This is a genomic window from Saccharopolyspora rhizosphaerae, from assembly GCF_003931915.1.
Lineage (GTDB): Bacteria > Actinomycetota > Actinomycetes > Mycobacteriales > Pseudonocardiaceae > Saccharopolyspora > Saccharopolyspora rhizosphaerae.
In genome coordinates this window covers 186,368-202,393 of the sequence record NZ_RSAA01000020.1, presented here as the reverse complement: position 1 = coordinate 202,393, position 16,026 = coordinate 186,368, and the positions used below count along the sequence as shown (strand labels likewise).

The window sequence follows — 16,026 nt, the reverse complement described above, 5'->3', positions numbered from 1 at the left end:
GGGGGCGGAGTTCACGGAGGGGCTCGGGTCGTGACACCCGCGCTGCTGGGCGGAGCGGTCTCGGGAGGGTGCTCAGTCGGTCCAGTCGGGGTGGCGCTTCTCGAGGAAGGCGTTCATCCCTTCGCGGGCGGCGGGAAGTTGTGAGGCGGCGGCCATGACCTCGAGCGCGATCGCGTAGGCGTCCTGCTCGGGGCGGCCGAGCTGGGCGTAGAGGGTCTGCTTGCCGAGGGCCTTGCTGGTGCGGCTGCCGCGGGTGGCGCGGGCGAGCAGGTCCGCGACCGCCTCGTCCAAGGCGTCGTCGGCGACGACGCGGTTCACCAAGCCCCAGTCGAGGGCCGTGGTCGCGTCGATGACGTCGCCGGTCAACGCCATCTCCATCAGCCGCTTGCGTCCGATGTTGCGCGCCACGGGCACCGCGGGGGTGTGGCAGAACCAGCCGCCCTTCCCGCCGGGCAGCGCGAACCCCGCCGACTCACCGGCCACCGCCAGGTCGCAGGCACCGACCAGCTGGCACCCGGCGGCGGTCGCCAAGCCGTGCACCCGGGCCACGACGACCTGGGGCACCGACTGGACCGTGTCCATCAGCTCGGTGCACAGGCGCAGCAGGTCGCGCACCCCGGTGAGGTCGCGCGCGGCGACGTCGGCGAAGTCGTGCCCCGCCGAGAACACCGGACCCGTCCCGGCCAGCACGATGCCCGAGGCGTCCGTGTCGCCGGCCTCGCGGAAGGCCGCCAGCAGTTCAGCGAGGTGCTCGTGGGAGAGGGAGTTGCGCCGCTTCGGCCGGTCCATGGTGATCGTGACGGTCTCGCCGTCCCTCTCGCTCCGGATGTGCGCGTAGTCGGCCATGCACCGACCGTACTGCACCCGAAGATCGACAACCGGAACCCGCGGCTCCGAGTGGTTCAACCAACGCATCCGATCAGCGGTACAGGTGCCCGGTGCGCGTTCGAACAATCGGTACCTCGCGAACCCGCCCAAGTCCGACAGGGGCGGGTGGCAGGAGGTGCGGGTTGTGACGGTGCCGGAGGAGTTCAGCCGGGGGGAGCGGTTCACCGCGGTCACCACCGGGGTCTTGGTGGCGTTGCTGCCGGTCCTGGCGATGCGGGGGGATTCCGCGTTCGACGCGGGGGAGCAGCGCGCGCACGCGGCGACCGCCCCGGCGCCGAAGCCGCCGATCGGTGACCGGACGGGCGTCAACGGGCGGACGTCGCACGACCCGGTCCTCAGCCCCCGCTTCCACGACGACCTCCGCAACGGCGGGATCGGGCGCGGTACCGGACGGCTGGGGCAGGTCCCGCCCGGGACCCTGGGGATCCCCGGGGTGGTGCTGGCCGCCTACCGGAAGGCGGAAGGGTCGTTGGCGAAGTCGGACCCGGGGTGCGGCCTGCACTGGTCGGTGCTGGCCGGCATCGGGCGCGTGGAGTCCAACCACGCCAGGTCCGGTCAGGTCGACAAGGCCGGGCGCACGTACTCGCCGATCTTGGGTCCGCGGCTCACCGGCGGTCCAGGCATCGCGGCGATCCGCGACACCGACGGTGGCGGGCTCGACGGCGACGCGGTGTGGGACCGAGCGGTCGGGCCGATGCAGTTCATCCCGAGCACCTGGCGCTCCTACGCGCACCGCGGGGCGGACCCGCACAACGTCTTCGACGCGGCCCTGGCCGCGGGCCGCTACCTGTGCGCCGGTGGCGGTGACCTCCGGGACCGGGAGCAGCTGGCCGCGGCGATCTTCCGCTACAACCCCTCGGAGACCTACGTCCGCACGGTGCTGGCCTGGGCCGACCGCTACGCGAAGGGCGTCATCACCACCCCGGGCCTCCCGCCTGGCGCCCCGGACCCCACGCCGTCGCTGGTCGACACGCCGCTCGGCGTTCCGATGAACGCCGCGCCGCCACCTCCGGCTCCCGCGGGTGCTCCACCAGCGCCGCCTCCGGGCCCCGCGCCCGCCCCTGGTCCCGCGCCGGGGCCAGCGCCCGCACCGGGCCCGGCTCCGGCCCCGCCACCGGAACCGGCGCCCTCGCCGGAACCGCCGCCCCCACCACCGCCGTCGTCGAGCGAACCTCCGCCGCCACCGCCGCCCTCGGAGGAGCCCCCGCCGCCTCCGCCACCGAGCGAACCGCCGCCCTCGAGCACCCCGCCTCCGGAGTCCAGCGAGCCACCCCCGCCACCACCGGAGTCCAGCGAACCACCACCGGAGGAATCACCCGAGACCACGACCTCCAGCCCCTGAAGGGCGGCCACTCCCACCCGCAGCCCGACCAGAGCCGCACCGCGCCCGCGGTGCACCGACCTGGTCGGGCTGGGGGTGGGTGCACGTCGCGACCAGCACCGCGACCGTGCGGGCCGGGTCGTCCGCGCACCGCGTCAGGAGCAACGCGGTGCGAAGCGGGTGAATCCCTTGCCGCGCGAGGTTCGCGTTCCTACCGTCGAGGCGGATCGGAGGCACCATGAAGATCGCCGACATCACCCTGGAACGGCTGCGCCTGGAGCTCGACCCGCCGCTGCGCGCCGCCTGGGACCCCGACCCGCGCAGGCACTTCGACGCCACGATCGTTCGCGTGCACACCGACGAGGGGATCGTCGGGATCGGCTCGGGCGACACCATGGACGGCTTCGACGCCGTCCGGCACCTCTTCGTCGGGCAGGACCCGCTCGACATCGTCCGCCACGTGCGCGCCATCGAGACCGCGAACTTCCACGGCGGGCGGTTCTGGCCGCTGGAGGCGGCGCTGTGGGACGTCTTCGGCAAGGTCGCGGGACTTCCGGTCGCGACGCTGTTCGGTGGTGCGGGCCGCGCGCTCCCCGCCTACGCCTCCACCGCGGAGCTCAAGGCACCGCAGGAGCGGGTCGAGGTCGCCTGGCAGGTGCGCGAGGCCGGGTTCCAGGCGATGAAGATCCGCATCGACCGGGACCGCGTGGAGGAGGGGGTCGCCGCGGTGGCGGCGGTTCGCGAGGCCCTCGGGCCGGAGTTCGGGATCATGGTGGACCTCAACCAGTCCTGGCGGATGGCCGGGGACACCGCCGACGCCACGGACCTCGCAGCGACCCGTAGGCTCGTCCGTCGACTGTCCGAACTGGACGTCTTCTGGGTGGAAGAGCCTCTCCCGTACGCGGATCGGCGCGGGTTCCAGCAGTTGCGGGCGGACAACCCGGGCGTGCGGATCGCGGCGGGGGAGATGCACCACTCCGTGCCGGAGCTGCTGTCCTGCTTGGACGAGGACGTGCTCGACGTCTACCAGATGGACGTGGTGCTGGCCGTGGGCATGCACCGGGCGCGAACGCTCGCCGAGCTGGCGCAGCACAAGCACCGCGCGTTCACCCCGCACAGCTGGACCAACGGCATCGGTCTGCTGGCGAACCTGCACGTGGCCGCGGGCGTCGGCGGCGGTCCGTTCTTCGAGTACCCCTACGACCCGCCGGGCTGGACACCGGAGCGGCGCGACTTCATGCTCACCGAGCCGGTCCGGGTCACCGCCTCCGGCGAGCTCGAGGTGCCGCAGCGGCCGGGCTTGGGCGTCGAACTGGACGAGGAGGCGGTGCAGCGGTGGCGGATCGGTTGAGCGTCGAACCACCCGGGCGGACGGAGTTCGGCGCCGGAGTGGTCGCGGAACTGCCCACGTTCCTCGAACCGCTCGAGGAGCAGCGGGTCCTCGTCGTCACCGACCGCGGACTGCGCGCCAGCGGCATCGTCTCGCGGATCGAGCAGATCCTCGGCGACGTCGAGCACGTGGTGCACGAGGACGTCGGCCCCAACCCGACGACGGACGAGGTCGATCGCGGCGCGGCCCGGTTGCGTGAGTTCGGCAGGGCCGTGGTCCTCGCCGTCGGCGGTGGCTCGGCCTTGGACGCGGCCAAGGGGATCGCGTTGCTGGCGGCGAACCCGCAGGCGACCGCGACGGGTCTGCCGGGCCGCCCGGTCGACGGGTTCCCGCTGGTGGCCGTGCCCACCACGGCCGGAACTGGCGCCGAGACCAACGGTTTCGGCGTGGTGGAAGACCCGCGCCTCCGACGCAAGGTCTACATCGGACATCCCTCTGTCCGTCCCCGCACCGCTGTGCTGGACCCGGAGCTCACCCTCGGCCTGCCGCGGTCGACCACCGCCTCCAGCGGCTTCGACGCGCTCGTGCACGGGATCGAGTCGCTGGCCTCGCGAGGCGCCAACCCCGTCTCGCAGGCCTTCGCCACGCAGGCGATCACCATGCTCGGCCGGTCCCTCCCCGCTGCCCACCGGGACGGGACCGACCTCGACGCGCGAGCGGAGGTGCTGTTCGGGGCGCACCTCGCCGGGCACGCGCTCACGCTCTCCGGGCTCGGCCTGGTCCACGGCATCGGCCACGCGCTGACCGCGCAGGCCGGCATCCCGCACGGCGTGGCGCTGGCGGCGGTGGCGCAGGAGGTGATGGCCTTCAGCGCTGCCGAAGCCGCCCACGCCTACGCCACGACGGCACGTGCCCTCGGGGTGGGCGACGCCATCGAGGCGGTGGCCGAGGTGTGCGCCGCGCTCGACATCAGGAGGCCCCTGCGGGAGCTCGGCGTCGACCGCGAGGCCCTCCCGGGGATCGCGGCAGGCGCGGCGGCCGATGCGGTCACCCGCAACGCGCCTCGCCTCCCGCGGGATGCCGAGGTCCTCGAACTGCTGGCGTCCGTCCACTGACTCAGTAGAGGGTGTTGAGCGCGTCCTTGGCGAACGGGACGAGTTCGTGCTGCCGGTCGGCGAGCACCTTCTCCGCCCACAGCGGGTCGGCCAGCAGTGCGCGGCCGACCGCGACCAGGTCGAACTCGTCGCGCTCGAAGCGCTCGAGCAGCCGCTCGATGCTCTCCACCGACGCGCCCTTGGTGCCCAGCGTCTCGGGCTCGAACATCGCGTCCAGCCCGACCGAGCCGACGGTGATGACCGGCTTGCCGGTGAGCTTCTTGGCCCACCCGGCGATGTTGAGCTCCGAACCCGACTCGGGGAACTCCGGTTCCCAGTAGCGGCGTCCCGAGGCGTGGAAGGCGTCGACGCCGGCGTCCGACAGCGGCGCGAGGACCTCCGCCAGCTCGTCGGGGTTCTCGGCCAGCTTGGCGTCGTAGTTGTTCGCCTTCCACTGCGAGAAGCGGAAGACGACGGGGAAGTTCGGCGACACCCGCTCGCGGACGGCCTTGACGATGTCAGCCGCGAACGTGGTGCGCTCGACGTGGTTGCCGCCGTAGGCGTCGGTGCGCTTGTTGGTGCGCTCCCACAGGAACTGGTCGACGAGGTAGCCGTGCGCGCCGTGCAGCTCGACGCCGTCGAAACCGATCCGCTCGGCCGCCCAGGCGGCCTCGGCGAAGGCGTTGACGAGGTCGTCGATGTCGGCCGACGTCAGCGGCGAACCGGCGCCCGGCTCGCCGTCGAGGCCTACGCCCGAAGGGCCGACCACCGGGGCGTCCTTGAACGGGCCCGCTCCGGCCGGGCGCTGGATGCCCACGTGCCACAGCTGCGGCATGATGGTGCCGCCCTCGGCGTGCACGGCGTCGACGACGCGCGCCCAGCCCGCCAGCTGCTCCTCGCCGTGGAAGCGCGGGACCCGGGAGCTCATGCCCGCCGACGGGTGGTCCACGAAGGTGCCCTCGGTGATGATCAGCCCGGTGCCCGCGGCGGCGCGGCGCGCGTAGTACGCGGCGACGTCCGCTCCGGGGATGCCGCCCGGGGACATGGTGCGCGTCATCGGCGCCATGACGATGCGGTTCGGCAGCTCGGCCGAACCGAGCGTGAACGGGCGGGCCAGTGCCTGCGAAGCGCGACTGCTCACAGCGTTGATCTCCTGTTCTGCGTTCCAGGCGTGAAGTCCCGGAGCTGAAGTGTGCTTGTCAAACGTACAGATTCGCTCCGGAAAACTGCAACTGTGACAGTCGCTGTTGTGGTGGCGTTGTTAGACTGCGGTCTGACCTGCGGACGGAGGTGAAGGCGTGCTCGACATCCGGTTCTGCCGTGCGCTCCAGGTGATGATGCGGCTGGCCATCGCCGCGGAGGATGGCTCCGAGGTCCGCAGCTCCACCCAGTTCGCCGAGGAGCTCAGCACCAACCCCAGCCTCGTGCGCAAGCTCCTCGTCCCGCTGCACGCCGAAGGGCTGGTGATCTGCACCAAGGGCCGTGGCGGCGGAGCCCGGCTGGGCCGACCGGCCGAGGAGATCACCCTCGCCGAGATCTACCGCTGCGCCGTCGGCGACAAGCCGTTGTGGGCGCGCTCACCCGACGGAGAGCACGTGTGCATGGTCGCCGCCCGCACCGGCGAGTACTTCGCCAGCCTCACCGCCGAAGTCGAGGGGGCCGTGCTGGCCGCCCTCGGCGACCGCACGCTGGCCGACAGCGTCCGCGAGGTCCGCGGCCTCGACGCCGAACCCGCGCACCGGTGACGTGCGGTTGACGCGACGTCAACTGGTTGGCTGAACGCCGTGGACCCGCTGCAGCACGCGCCGTTGACGATCGGCCAGGTCGCCGAGCTCGCCGACGTCTCACCGCGCACCCTCCGCCACTACCACCAGATCGGGCTGCTCGGGGAGGCCGAACGCGACTCCGCCGAACGCCGGGCTACCGGACCCGGCGATCGCGCGGCTGCTGTGGATCCGCAAGCTCGTCGACCTGGGCTTGCGCCTGACGCAGATCCGGGACCTCCTCGACGGCACCGCTGAACTCACCGACCTGCTCGACGCCGTCGAGCACGACCTGGCCGAGCAGGAGGCCCGCGTCGCGCGGCAGCGCGAATCGTTGCGCCTGGTGCGCGCCGCCGGGGGCGGTCCGGCGCTGATCGGCGAGGTCGGTGGCGAGAGCGAGCAGGTCGCTGCGGGGCGCCGGCTCGCCGGTGTCCCCGGCGAGCAGCAGCGGGATCTCCTGCTGCTGGTGGAGAAGGCGTTCGGCCCGCAGCGCGCCGTGCTGCAGGCCGCCACGGACAACCTCGCCGCCTCCGACGAGCGGCTGCGCGCCCTGCGCGACCGGGTCGCCGACCACTACGACCGCCTCGCCACGGCGGACCCGGACGACCCGCTGGTCGAGGAGTGCGTTCGCGACCAGCTCGCACTCGCCGAGGCGGTCCACGAGGTCGAGCTCGCGGCGGGCCTCGACGGGGACGCCCTCTGGGGCCAGCTCGCGCCGGAGGAAGCCCCGGACCCGGCCGTCAAGAAGCTGGCGATCCAGGCCATGAACGCCGAAGCCCCCGTCCTCTCGCCGGCGCAAGAGCGCGCCATGCGGCTCTACCTGCGTCGTGCGCTGGAAGCCGCCCCGGAGTGACCGGCCCCGTTCAGCCCTCCAGATCGGCGGTGCGGCGGTAGCCGTGCACCGCTGTCCGGGCCGCGCGGGCTGACTTCTCGACCACCAGCTCCGGGGTGTAGCCGTGCCGGGCGAAGACCCCGTTGAGCCAGAAGACGCCGTACCCGTGGGCCTGGGTGAACAGCTGCTCCACGAGCTGCAAGGCGTCCGGCGGCGCGGCCACCGCCATGGTGCGCTGGAGGAACTGGTCGCTGAGCCGGCGGGTCTGCTCGTGCAGCTCGGCGTGGCGGACGCCCCGCAAGCTCTCCGCGCTGAGGAGGTCCAGGCCGACCCGCTGCCGGACCAGGTGGCCGGTGTAGGCGCCCGCGGCGGCGGCCAGGGCTTCGACCGGGTCGGAGTGTGCGCCCGCCGCCCGCTCGACCTCGTCGGCCAGCTGCCGGGCCACCTCGGTGGCCACCGCAGCGACCAGGCTCTCCCGGTCCGGGAAGTGCCGGTACGGCGCCGCAGGGCTGACCTCCGCACGCCGCGCGACTTCGGCGACGGAGAAGCCGTCCACGCCGCGTTGGGCGATCAGCCCCAGCGAGACGCGCACCAGCTCAGCCCGCAGATCGCCGTGGTGGTACGTGCCGCCCATGCGTCGGATCACACCTCTCCTTCGGAATGCGAACAACCGCTGCCGCGCTGCGATGTAAGACGGCTCTTACATCGAGGGCGCGTGGACGATCTGTTCCGAGGAGATTTCATGAGCACGACCACGAACGCTATCGCCGTTCCGTCCCCGGGGGCACCCCTGGAGCAGACGACGATCACGCGACGCGACCTGCGGCCGAACGACGTCCTGATCGACATCGCCTACGCGGGCATCTGCCACAGCGACATCCACCAGGCTCGCGAGGACTGGGGCACCGCGATCTTCCCGATGGTCCCGGGCCACGAGATCGCGGGGACGGTCGCCGCGGTCGGTTCCGAGGTGACCGCGTTCCGGGTCGGCGACCGCGTCGGCGTCGGGTGCATGGTGGACTCCTGCGGCGAGTGCGAGCACTGCCGGGCTGGTACCGAGCAGTTCTGCGTCAAGGGCAACGTGCAGACCTACAACGGCGTCGGCTTCGACGGCGAGAACACCTACGGCGGCTACAGCCAGCAGGTCGTGGTCAAGGACGCCTTCGTCTGCCGCATCCCGGAGGGCATCGGCCTGGACGTCGCCGCGCCGCTGCTGTGCGCCGGCATCACCACCTACTCCCCGCTGCGCCAGTGGGGAGTAGGCCCCGGCAAGAAGGTCGCCGTCGTCGGCCTGGGCGGGCTCGGCCACATGGCCGTCAAGATCGCCGCCGCCATGGGTGCCGAGGTGACGGTGCTCAGCCAGAGCCTGAAGAAGCAGGAGGACGGGCTCAAGCTCGGTGCGAGCGACTACTACGCGACCAGCGACGAGTCGACCTTCGAGGCGCTCGCCGGCCGGTTCGACCTGATCCTCAACACCGTCTCGGCCGAGCTGCCCGTCGACTCCTACCTCGGGCTGCTGCGCGTCGGCGGTGCCATGGTCAACGTCGGTGCGCCTGCCACGCCGCTGTCCTACAGCGCGTTCTCGCTGATCGCCGGCAACAAGTCGCTGGCCGGTTCGATGATCGGTGGCATCCCCGAAACCCAGGAGATGCTGGACTTCTGCGCCGAGCACGGCATCGGCGCGGAGATCGAGACGATCTCGGCCGACCAGGTCAACACGGCCTACGAGCGCGTCACCAACAGCGACGTGCGCTACCGCTTCGTCATCGACACCGCCACCATCGGCGCCTGACGAACCGGAGGTCAGGCCCCCGGGAGGCGTTGCCTCCCGGGGCCTGTTCACTCGGGCCGGTAGACGTGGAGCGCGCCGTCGCGGGCGGCGAAGTCGAAGACGTTGCCCATGAGCGACACCTCGCCGTCGCGGGCCAGCGCCACGGGCGAACCGAGCACCTCCACCCGGACCCGGTCGCGTTCCTCCTGCACGTAGGCGCGGTTGTGGAACAGCGCTCCGGTCACCGCGCCCACCACGAAACGGGTCCGGGAGAACGGCAGGTCCGCGCGGATGTAGCGGACGTCGAGCACCCCGGTGTCCAAGCGCGGCCGCCACGTCGGAGCCAGCCCCTTCGGCTGGTACCCGTTGTTGCCGACGAACATCAGCCAGATCTTGCGGTGGATCCCGTTGATGCGCACCGGGATCGGCTCGGCACTGGCCAGCACCCGCACCAAGGCCGCCGCCCCGGCCGGCCACTTCCCCCAGCGCGGCGCCCACTTCTCGCGCAGTCGCACCATGTCCGGATAGCCGCCGAGGCTGGCGGTGTTGATGAACCACTGCTGCGGCAGGTCGTCGACCAGCACCGTGCCCAGGTCGACGTTGACCGCCGAACCGGAGCGCAGCGCACGCGTCGAGTCCTGGGCGTCGAGGACGCCGAGGTCGCGGGCGAAGTGGTTGAACGTTCCGGTGGGCACCACCAGCAGCGGCAGGCCCCGGGTGGCCGCGACCGCTGCTGCCGCCGCCACGCTGCCGTCGCCGCCCGCGACGCCGAGCGCCTTCGCCTCGCCGGTCGACTCGAGGTGCGTGTGCAGTTGCTCGACCAGGTCGGTGCCGGGCACCGGGTGCACCAGCTCGGCGCGCGGCAGCAGTCGCGACAGCTCGTCGGAGGGGTCCCGGGCCGGTTCCCCGGACGAGGGGTTGACCAGCATGACCACGCCCTCGCCGTCCTCGAGCGCGACCGTGCGCGTGCTCGGGCGCGCGAGGCCCGGGGCCGTTGGCCGCACCGGCCACCACCGGCTGGTGGCCACGGCGACGGTGCTGCCGATGGCGGCGCCGAAGACCACGTCGGTCGGCCAGTGCACCCCGGCGTGCACCCGCGAGTAGGCGACCGCGGCGGCCAGCGGCAGCAGCGCCAAGCCGAGTTGCGGCGCCTCCATCGCCACGGCCGTGGTGAACGCGGCTGCCGAGGCCGCGTGCCCGGACGGGAACGACGAGGACGAGGGAGGTGTCCGGAGCCTGCGTCGGTGGGGCAGCAGGTCGGCCGCGGGGCGGCGGCGGGGGAGCAGCGGTTTGCCGATCCCGTTGGTCACGGCGCTGGTGAAGGCGATGGCGCTCGTCCCGCGCAGGGCGGCGCGCCGCAGCCGCCCGCGCCGGGTGGCCATCACCGCGGCGAGCCCGAGCCACAGCTTGCTGTGGTCGGCCAGGTGGGTGAGCCGGCGCAGCGCGGGATCAGCGGTGCTGCGCGGCCACGTGGCGGAGTGCAGCACGAAGCCGTGGTCGGCGGACCGCAGCCGGTGGACCGTCTCGCGCACGTTGTTCAGCACGTCGAGAACACTAGTCCGCGTGAACGGGGATCACCGCACTTCCGCGTCCCGGAAGACGACCCACCGCATCACGCTGTACGTGTAGACCGCCTCGCACACCCCGGCGGTGAGCCGCGAGAGGTGGTACTGGACGCCGAGCGCTGCCAGGCCGCTGCCAAGGCCGAGGACGAAGACCAGGTAGTTGATCAGGACTGCCACCCCGTAGAGCACGGCTTGCGGGCCGACGGGGGCGTGCGAGCGGAAGTTCAGCGCCCGGTTCAGCGCGAAGCTCACCGCGAAGGCGATCAGGTAGGCCACGGTGAAGGCCACCGGCACCGGCCAGCGCAGCACGCTGCGGAACAGGGTGAGCAGCAACAGGTCGAGGGCGAACGTCGAGCCGTTGATCAGCGCGAACCCCAGGAAGCTGGGAGCGACGACGCGCCGGAGGCCGAAGGGGAGGCGCCGCGTCACCGCCTCCACCGCGGCGTGGAACCGCCGCCCGAGGTCGGGCGTTCGCGCTGTGGTGGCTTCCTGCCCGGCGGTCATGGGTTGACGCTGGCAGCTCCGGGTGAACACGAGCCGACGAAGGCCTTGCGCGCACGACGACGACGTCTGCCGCTTCAGTGAAAGGTGAAACCAGTTCAAAAGTGCTGCGGCCCGCGGGGTTCGGTTCCGGTCCACAGTGGACCGCGAGGCGGTTCGGCGTTCAACCACCCCGACGTGAAGATCGACAACGGATGCCGCATAATCGAGATCGGCAGCGCGTGCTCTCCTGCCCGAATTTGCCTTTTACCTACTCTTTCGCTGGTGAGAACTGTGTCCAAGCACGCCCAGTCCCGCCCCGAGGGCGGTCTGACCCGGCTCGCCGAAGGCGGGCGAACCTGTCCGGTCCCGTCCGACATGATCACGATGCACGGTCCGTGGGGTACCCGTCGCGCCAGGCGGCGGCTCGGCTCCACCGGCGTCGTCACCGCCGACGTCGGAGCCCGCGCCTGACCAGCCGGTCGGCAGTCGCCCCCGCCTGGCGGGGCGGCCGACCGGCACGCGCCGCCCCCGGCCCTCGTCCCGCGGGCGGGCCGCACCCGAGCAGCCGTGCGCCCCGCGGTGTGCGGTCCGCGACCTGGCGGAGGTAGAAAGGACGCCATCGGTGTCCCCGGATTTCGCAGGAGGCGGATCATTCGCATCGAGCGGCCTGTCACCAAGGCGGCCTTGGTGGTCAACGTGCACTCGCGCAGCGGGGGCAAGGCCTACACCTACGCCCTGGAACGGCTGCGCGAACTCGGCGTGCCCGTGGGCGCCACCTACCCGCTCCACGACCCGTCCCGCCTGGTCGAGACCGTCGAGTCCGCGGCCGCGAGCGGTCACGACCTGATCATCGTCGGCGGGGGAGACGGCAGCGTCAGCTCGGTGGTCGACTGCCTCGCGCACCGCGACGTCCCGCTCGGCCTGCTCCCGCTGGGCACGGCGAACGACTTCGCCCGCACCATGCACATCCCCGAGGACCTCGACGGGGCGTGCCGGACCCTCCGCGACGCGCACATCGTCGACGTCGACCTCGGGCTGTGCGGGGACAACTACTACGTCAACCGGGCTTCGGTCGGCATCGGCGCGGAGGTCGCGCAAGCCATGTCGCCGCGGTTGAAGCGCTTCCTCGGGCCGCTGGCCTACCCGGTGGGCACCGCGAAGGCGTTCCTCAAGCACCGGCCCTTCGCTGCGAAGCTGCACTTCCCCGACGGCGACCACGAGGACCGCGAGTACGACAAGCTCCTGCAGGTCTCGGTCGCCAACGGCCGCTACTTCGGAGGCGGGCAGGTCGCGGCCAGCGACTCCGGCATCGACGACAACGCGCTGGACATCACCGTCCTCCGGCAGGGCAGCATCCGGCAGCTCGCCGGCGTCGTGCGCGGGCTCAAGACCGGGGAACCCAACGACCAGATCGAGCAGTTCCGCACCCGCGCGGTCGAGGTCGGCACCGACGAGCCGCAGCCGATCAACATCGACGGCGAGGTCGTCTCCAGCACGCCGCAGACCTTCGAGGTCGCGCGCAACGCACTGCACGTGGTCACCCCACGCACCTGGACCGACGGCGAAGCCCCCGAGTAGCAGCGCAGCGGAAGCCCGCTGTTCCGGGCCCCGCGCAGCGCAGCTACCGTCGAACTTCGCGCGAAGTTCGACGCTCGAGGTTCTCCGTCGAAGTTCGCGCGAAGTGGGAACAGGCACTCCGGCGGGTTCGTGAGCCGGTTGGCGGCAGCAGGCCGGGACGCCGTGCGTCCCTCAGGGCAGGGCACGGTCCGCGGGGACGGTGAGGATCTGGCACGCGCTCTGCGCAACCGACGCCTGGACAGGGCTTGGCTCGAGTTCTGCCCCCGCCTCGTGCGATCGACACAGGGTCTTGGGCTCGGGTTCGGCCGCCCGCCCCGCACGCTCGACGCCTGGACAGGGCTTGGCTCAGGTGTACGCGGTGGGGGTGGGGAGTTCGCCCAGCAGCGTGTAGCGACCGACCTCGACCCGCTTGTAGGCGACCGGGTCGTGGAGGCTGTGGGTACGCAGGTTGCGCCAGTGGAGGTCCAGGCCCACCGAGTTCGCCGTGGCGCGGGCTCCGGTGAGCTCGAAGACCCGGTTGGCGACCTCCAGCCCCACGTCGATCGCCCGCTGCTTGGCCGCTGAGACCAGCACCGCGGCGCGGCCCCGCTGCTCGCGGGTCACCGCGTCGCGGTCGGCGTGCAGCAGATGCGCGAGGTTCGTCCCGGCGGCGTCGGTGAGCGTCTCGGCCGCCCACAGCTTCGACTGCAGGTCGCCGTAGCCCTCCAGGACGTAGAACTCCTCGGTGCCGGAGTTCTTGCCTTCGCCGCCGTACGGCCACGCCCGGGTGTGGCTCCGCGTGTAGGACAGGCCGGCGCGCATCGCGGCCTGGGCGATGCCGAGGTAGAAGTTGGCGAACACCAGGTGCAGCGCGGGCACGTGCAGCGTGCTCTGGGCCGACGGCTGGAAGCGCTTGTCGACGTAGCCGGCAGCGTCCGACCACGGCACCCGGACGTCGTCGATCTCGACGCTGCCGGAGGTGGTGAGCCGCTGGCCGAGGTTGTCCCAGTCGTCGCCGAAGGCGATCCCGTCCTGCCGGGCGGGCACCACGGCGAACACGCTGTTCCCGCTGGTTTCCAGTCTCCCCTCCAGGACCAGCAGGTCGGCGACCTTGGCGCCGGTGGAGAAGTACTTCTTGCCGCGGTAGACGAGCTCCTCGCCGTCGTCGGTGACGAGGAGGTCGTGGTCGCGCGGGTTCACCACACCGCCGAAGAAGTGCGTGCGGGAGGTGCAGAGCTCCTCGACCTCGGCGACCTGCTCAGGCGTGCCGACGAGCCGCATCGCCCACGCCCAGACGTAGTGGTGCCCGAGCAGCTGGCCGATCGACCCGTCGCCCGCGGCGACCTCGCGCACCAGGCGGAACGCGGTCGTCCAGTGCTGCTGGGCGCCGCCGTGCGCGGTCGGCCCCAGCAACGTGACGAGCCCGGACTCCTTGAGCAGGCCGACTTCTGCGGTCGGCGTCGCCCCGGCCCGGTCGCGCTCCACGGCGTCGGCGGCGAGAACTCGGGCCACCGCACGGGCTCTCGCGATCCACTCTTCGGCGGTCGAGGGTGTGGGCTGTTCGGCCCAACGCGGGGTTTCGTTGCTGCTCAAGGCATCCCCTCCGAAGAGTGCAGGGCCCCGGCGTGCGAGACGACCGCCGGTGAAGCGAAAACGCCACGGTGCCAAGCACGATAGTGCCCCCGATCACGTGCCCCCACGCGGGTGCGCACCGTGCCGCCGCGGTCACCCTGAGCTCGGCCGGGGCGGACCGTCCCGAGCGGCGGGCCGCACCTGCCCACGACCAGCGATCACGCGCCCTCCCCGCGGACGCCCGCTCGTCGGTCGGCAGCCGCGGGCGACCGATCCCGACCCGCGGAGCCGCGGACGGTCGCGCGGATCCCCCGGGGGCTCGTGGCTGTCGCGGCGACGGTGTGCGGGCCGCGTGCCGTGGGGCCGTTCCCGCCGGGTGGGCTTGGCTGCGACTCCCGTCGAACTTCGGGCGACGTTCGACGGGAGTCGCACAGCGTCCGCGGTCGGCGTCGCCGGCCCCGGGAGGCGAAACGCGCACCCCGGGCGCCTGGGTCAGGCGAGGGGAGTGGCCTGGGTTTCCGTGCGGTCGGTGGCCGGGGGCGGGGTGGGGGAGAGCAGGGAGATCTCCTCGCGGAGGTCCGGCGTCATGTCGATGTCCAGCGCCGCGAGGGACTCTTCCAGCTGGTCGAGGTCGCGGCCGCCGATGATGGGTGCCGTGACGGCCGGCGCGGACATCGCCCAGGAGACTGCGAGGGTCACCGGGGAGACGCCCTGCTGCGCCGCGAAGTGCGTGAACTTCTCGGCCGTGACGTAGTCGGACTGCTGGCCGTAGCGCCGGGCGTAGCGCTCGTTGTCCACCAGGCGCCCGGTCTGCGGACGCCGATCAGTGCCGTACTTGCCGGTGAGCAGGCCGCCGCCGAGCGGGCTGTAGGTGATGACGCCGAGACGCTCGGACTCGGCCAGCGGCAGGATCTCCACTTCGGCCTGCCTGCGCACCAGGTTGTACATGGGCTGGACGAGCTCGAACCGTGCGAGCCGGTCCTTGGCCGAGATGCCGAGGGCCTTCGCGATCTGCCACGCGGCCCAGTTGCTCACCGCCGGGTAGCGGATCTTGCCCTGCCGCTGCAGGTCGTCGAGCACGCGCAGCGTCTCTTCAACGGGGGTGTGCACGTCGAAGGCGTGCACGAAGTAGAAGTCGATCCACTCGGTGCCCAGGCGCCGCAGGCTGTCCTCCACCGCGCGAACCAGGTGACGGCGGGAGGAGCCCTGGGCGTTGATGTCGGTGCCGGTCGGGAAGAACGCCTTCGAGGTGATCACGACCTCGTCGCGGCAGTCGGCGATGAGCTTGCCGAGGATCTCCTCGGAGCGCCCACCGGCGTAGACGTCGGCGGTGTCGACGAAGTTGAGGCCGAGGTCTCGCGCCCGCTGGAACATCGCTGCCGAGGTCTGCTCGTCGGCTTCGGCCCCGAACGACATCGTCCCCAAGCACAGGGGCGACACCCGAACACCGGTCGCCCCGACGGTGCGGTACTCCATCCAGATCCCTCCCGTGTTGGTCGGACCACAGTCTCGCGCACGGACCGTGCGACGTCAGGCTTCGCCGCGCCCGCGGTGACTGCGGAGCACGGGGTGCGCGCGGCGGTGGCGGGACCTGCTCCGCCCCGCGGTCGCCGGGCCGCTCCGGTAGGGGGCGACATGTCGCGCGACATGTCGCCCCTCCCGGACCGGGTGAGGCGCGGCAGTGTCGGGGGCCGAAGCGTGGAACGCGGCTCCGCCGTTCCTGTCGCGGGCGGTGTGACCCTTCTCAGCGCCGCCGGGAGCGGGGTCCGGTCACCGCGGTCAACCGGAGTGGTGTCCTCCGGTACACGCCGTTGTCGCTGGTCAACAAGCGTCATGCTGGCCGGGGGGCG

At 72.3% G+C, this 16,026-nt stretch carries 16 protein-coding genes; 9 read left to right on the top strand and 7 right to left on the bottom strand.

The genetic code is table 11. The features are described 5' to 3' along the window. Positions 1-72: 72 nt before the first annotated feature. Entirely contained in the window at positions 73-846 is a 774-nt protein-coding gene (locus EIL87_RS21015) for an enoyl-CoA hydratase-related protein (RefSeq protein WP_125092294.1), read from the bottom strand. A 166-nt stretch (positions 847-1,012) separates the two neighbouring features. Between EIL87_RS21015 and EIL87_RS26895 the strand changes: the two genes are divergently transcribed. From EIL87_RS26895 to EIL87_RS21000, 3 genes are all read left to right on the top strand, one after another. Further along, positions 1,013-2,230, top strand: coding sequence for a lytic transglycosylase domain-containing protein (locus EIL87_RS26895; RefSeq protein WP_158628679.1), 1,218 nt, complete (start codon positions 1,013-1,015; stop codon positions 2,228-2,230). 217 nt (positions 2,231-2,447) lie between these two features. Continuing rightward, the gene (locus EIL87_RS21005) at positions 2,448-3,560 is read left to right on the top strand and encodes a mandelate racemase/muconate lactonizing enzyme family protein (RefSeq protein ID WP_125092293.1); all 1,113 of its coding nucleotides are present in this window, start codon (positions 2,448-2,450) and stop codon (positions 3,558-3,560) included. Continuing rightward, entirely contained in the window at positions 3,545-4,654 is a 1,110-nt protein-coding gene (locus EIL87_RS21000; protein WP_125092292.1) for an iron-containing alcohol dehydrogenase family protein, read from the top strand. Before EIL87_RS21005 ends, EIL87_RS21000 begins: the two co-directional genes overlap by 16 nt. Before the next feature lies 1 nt (position 4,655). Here EIL87_RS21000 and EIL87_RS20995 read toward each other — a convergent pair whose 3' ends face one another. Continuing rightward, on the bottom strand, positions 4,656-5,774 hold the full coding sequence (locus EIL87_RS20995; RefSeq protein ID WP_125092291.1) for an NADH:flavin oxidoreductase: 1,119 nt from the start codon (positions 5,772-5,774) through the stop codon (positions 4,656-4,658). A 157-nt stretch (positions 5,775-5,931) separates the two neighbouring features. Here EIL87_RS20995 and EIL87_RS20990 point away from each other — a divergent pair, with 157 nt between their 5' ends. Genes EIL87_RS20990 through EIL87_RS20980 form a run of 3 tightly spaced genes read left to right on the top strand, consistent with a single transcriptional unit; the run spans position 5,932 to position 7,249 of the window. Beyond that, complete coding sequence (locus EIL87_RS20990) at positions 5,932-6,378, top strand: Rrf2 family transcriptional regulator (RefSeq protein ID WP_125092290.1); 447 nt, start codon at positions 5,932-5,934, stop codon at positions 6,376-6,378. Positions 6,379-6,417: 39 nt separating this feature from the next. Next, positions 6,418-6,654, top strand: a complete 237-nt coding sequence (locus EIL87_RS27980) for a MerR family DNA-binding transcriptional regulator (protein WP_158628678.1) — start codon at positions 6,418-6,420, stop codon at positions 6,652-6,654. Then, positions 6,611-7,249, top strand: a complete 639-nt coding sequence (locus EIL87_RS20980) for a hypothetical protein (protein ID WP_125092289.1) — start codon at positions 6,611-6,613, stop codon at positions 7,247-7,249. The genes EIL87_RS27980 and EIL87_RS20980 overlap by 44 nt, the downstream gene beginning before the upstream one ends. A 10-nt stretch (positions 7,250-7,259) precedes the next feature. On the opposite strand, the gene EIL87_RS20975 is transcribed toward EIL87_RS20980, so the two are convergent. Further along, positions 7,260-7,862 carry a TetR/AcrR family transcriptional regulator gene (locus EIL87_RS20975; RefSeq protein WP_233576430.1) on the bottom strand — a complete coding sequence of 201 codons (603 nt, stop codon included), beginning with the start codon at positions 7,860-7,862 and terminating at the stop codon, positions 7,260-7,262. Positions 7,863-7,970: 108 nt separating this feature from the next. Here EIL87_RS20975 and EIL87_RS20970 point away from each other — a divergent pair, with 108 nt between their 5' ends. Then, positions 7,971-9,020, top strand: a complete 1,050-nt coding sequence (locus EIL87_RS20970; protein ID WP_125092287.1) for an NAD(P)-dependent alcohol dehydrogenase — start codon at positions 7,971-7,973, stop codon at positions 9,018-9,020. A gap of 47 nt (positions 9,021-9,067) precedes the next feature. Here the strand turns inward: EIL87_RS20970 and EIL87_RS20965 are convergent, their stop codons facing one another. Then, positions 9,068-10,543 carry a bifunctional phosphatase PAP2/diacylglycerol kinase family protein gene (locus EIL87_RS20965; protein ID WP_233576429.1) on the bottom strand — a complete coding sequence of 492 codons (1,476 nt, stop codon included), beginning with the start codon at positions 10,541-10,543 and terminating at the stop codon, positions 9,068-9,070. 30 nt (positions 10,544-10,573) lie between these two features. Then, positions 10,574-11,068: a GtrA family protein gene (locus EIL87_RS20960; RefSeq protein WP_125092286.1), complete on the bottom strand. Its 495-nt coding sequence runs from the start codon at positions 11,066-11,068 to the stop codon at positions 10,574-10,576. 261 nt (positions 11,069-11,329) lie between these two features. On the opposite strand from EIL87_RS20960, the gene EIL87_RS20955 reads away from it, so the two are divergent. Both EIL87_RS20955 and EIL87_RS20950 read left to right on the top strand, forming a co-directional pair. After that, complete coding sequence (locus EIL87_RS20955) at positions 11,330-11,518, top strand: hypothetical protein (RefSeq protein WP_125092285.1); 189 nt, start codon at positions 11,330-11,332, stop codon at positions 11,516-11,518. A 216-nt stretch (positions 11,519-11,734) separates the two neighbouring features. Further along, a complete protein-coding gene (locus tag EIL87_RS20950) occupies positions 11,735-12,625 on the top strand; it encodes a diacylglycerol/lipid kinase family protein (RefSeq protein ID WP_233576428.1) in 891 nt (296 codons plus the stop codon). Positions 12,626-12,970: 345 nt separating this feature from the next. Here EIL87_RS20950 and EIL87_RS20945 read toward each other — a convergent pair whose 3' ends face one another. Further along, entirely contained in the window at positions 12,971-14,197 is a 1,227-nt protein-coding gene (locus EIL87_RS20945; RefSeq protein ID WP_125092283.1) for an acyl-CoA dehydrogenase family protein, read from the bottom strand. Between the two features lie 471 nt (positions 14,198-14,668). Next, entirely contained in the window at positions 14,669-15,652 is a 984-nt protein-coding gene (locus EIL87_RS20940; protein WP_125092282.1) for an aldo/keto reductase, read from the bottom strand. Positions 15,653-16,026 lie beyond the last annotated feature (374 nt).

Bases quoted from the DNA above. Each gene is read 5' to 3' on its own strand.
- EIL87_RS21015 (WP_125092294.1), bottom strand. From the start codon at position 846: ATGGCCGACTACGCGCACATCCGGAGCGAGAGGGACGGCGAGACCGTC.
- EIL87_RS21005 (WP_125092293.1), top strand. From the start codon at position 2,448: ATGAAGATCGCCGACATCACCCTGGAACGGCTGCGCCTGGAGCTCGAC.
- EIL87_RS20975 (WP_233576430.1), bottom strand. From the start codon at position 7,862: ATGGGCGGCACGTACCACCACGGCGATCTGCGGGCTGAGCTGGTGCGC.
- EIL87_RS20970 (WP_125092287.1), top strand. From the start codon at position 7,971: ATGAGCACGACCACGAACGCTATCGCCGTTCCGTCCCCGGGGGCACCC.
- EIL87_RS20960 (WP_125092286.1), bottom strand. From the start codon at position 11,068: ATGACCGCCGGGCAGGAAGCCACCACAGCGCGAACGCCCGACCTCGGG.
- EIL87_RS20940 (WP_125092282.1), bottom strand. From the start codon at position 15,652: ATGGAGTACCGCACCGTCGGGGCGACCGGTGTTCGGGTGTCGCCCCTG.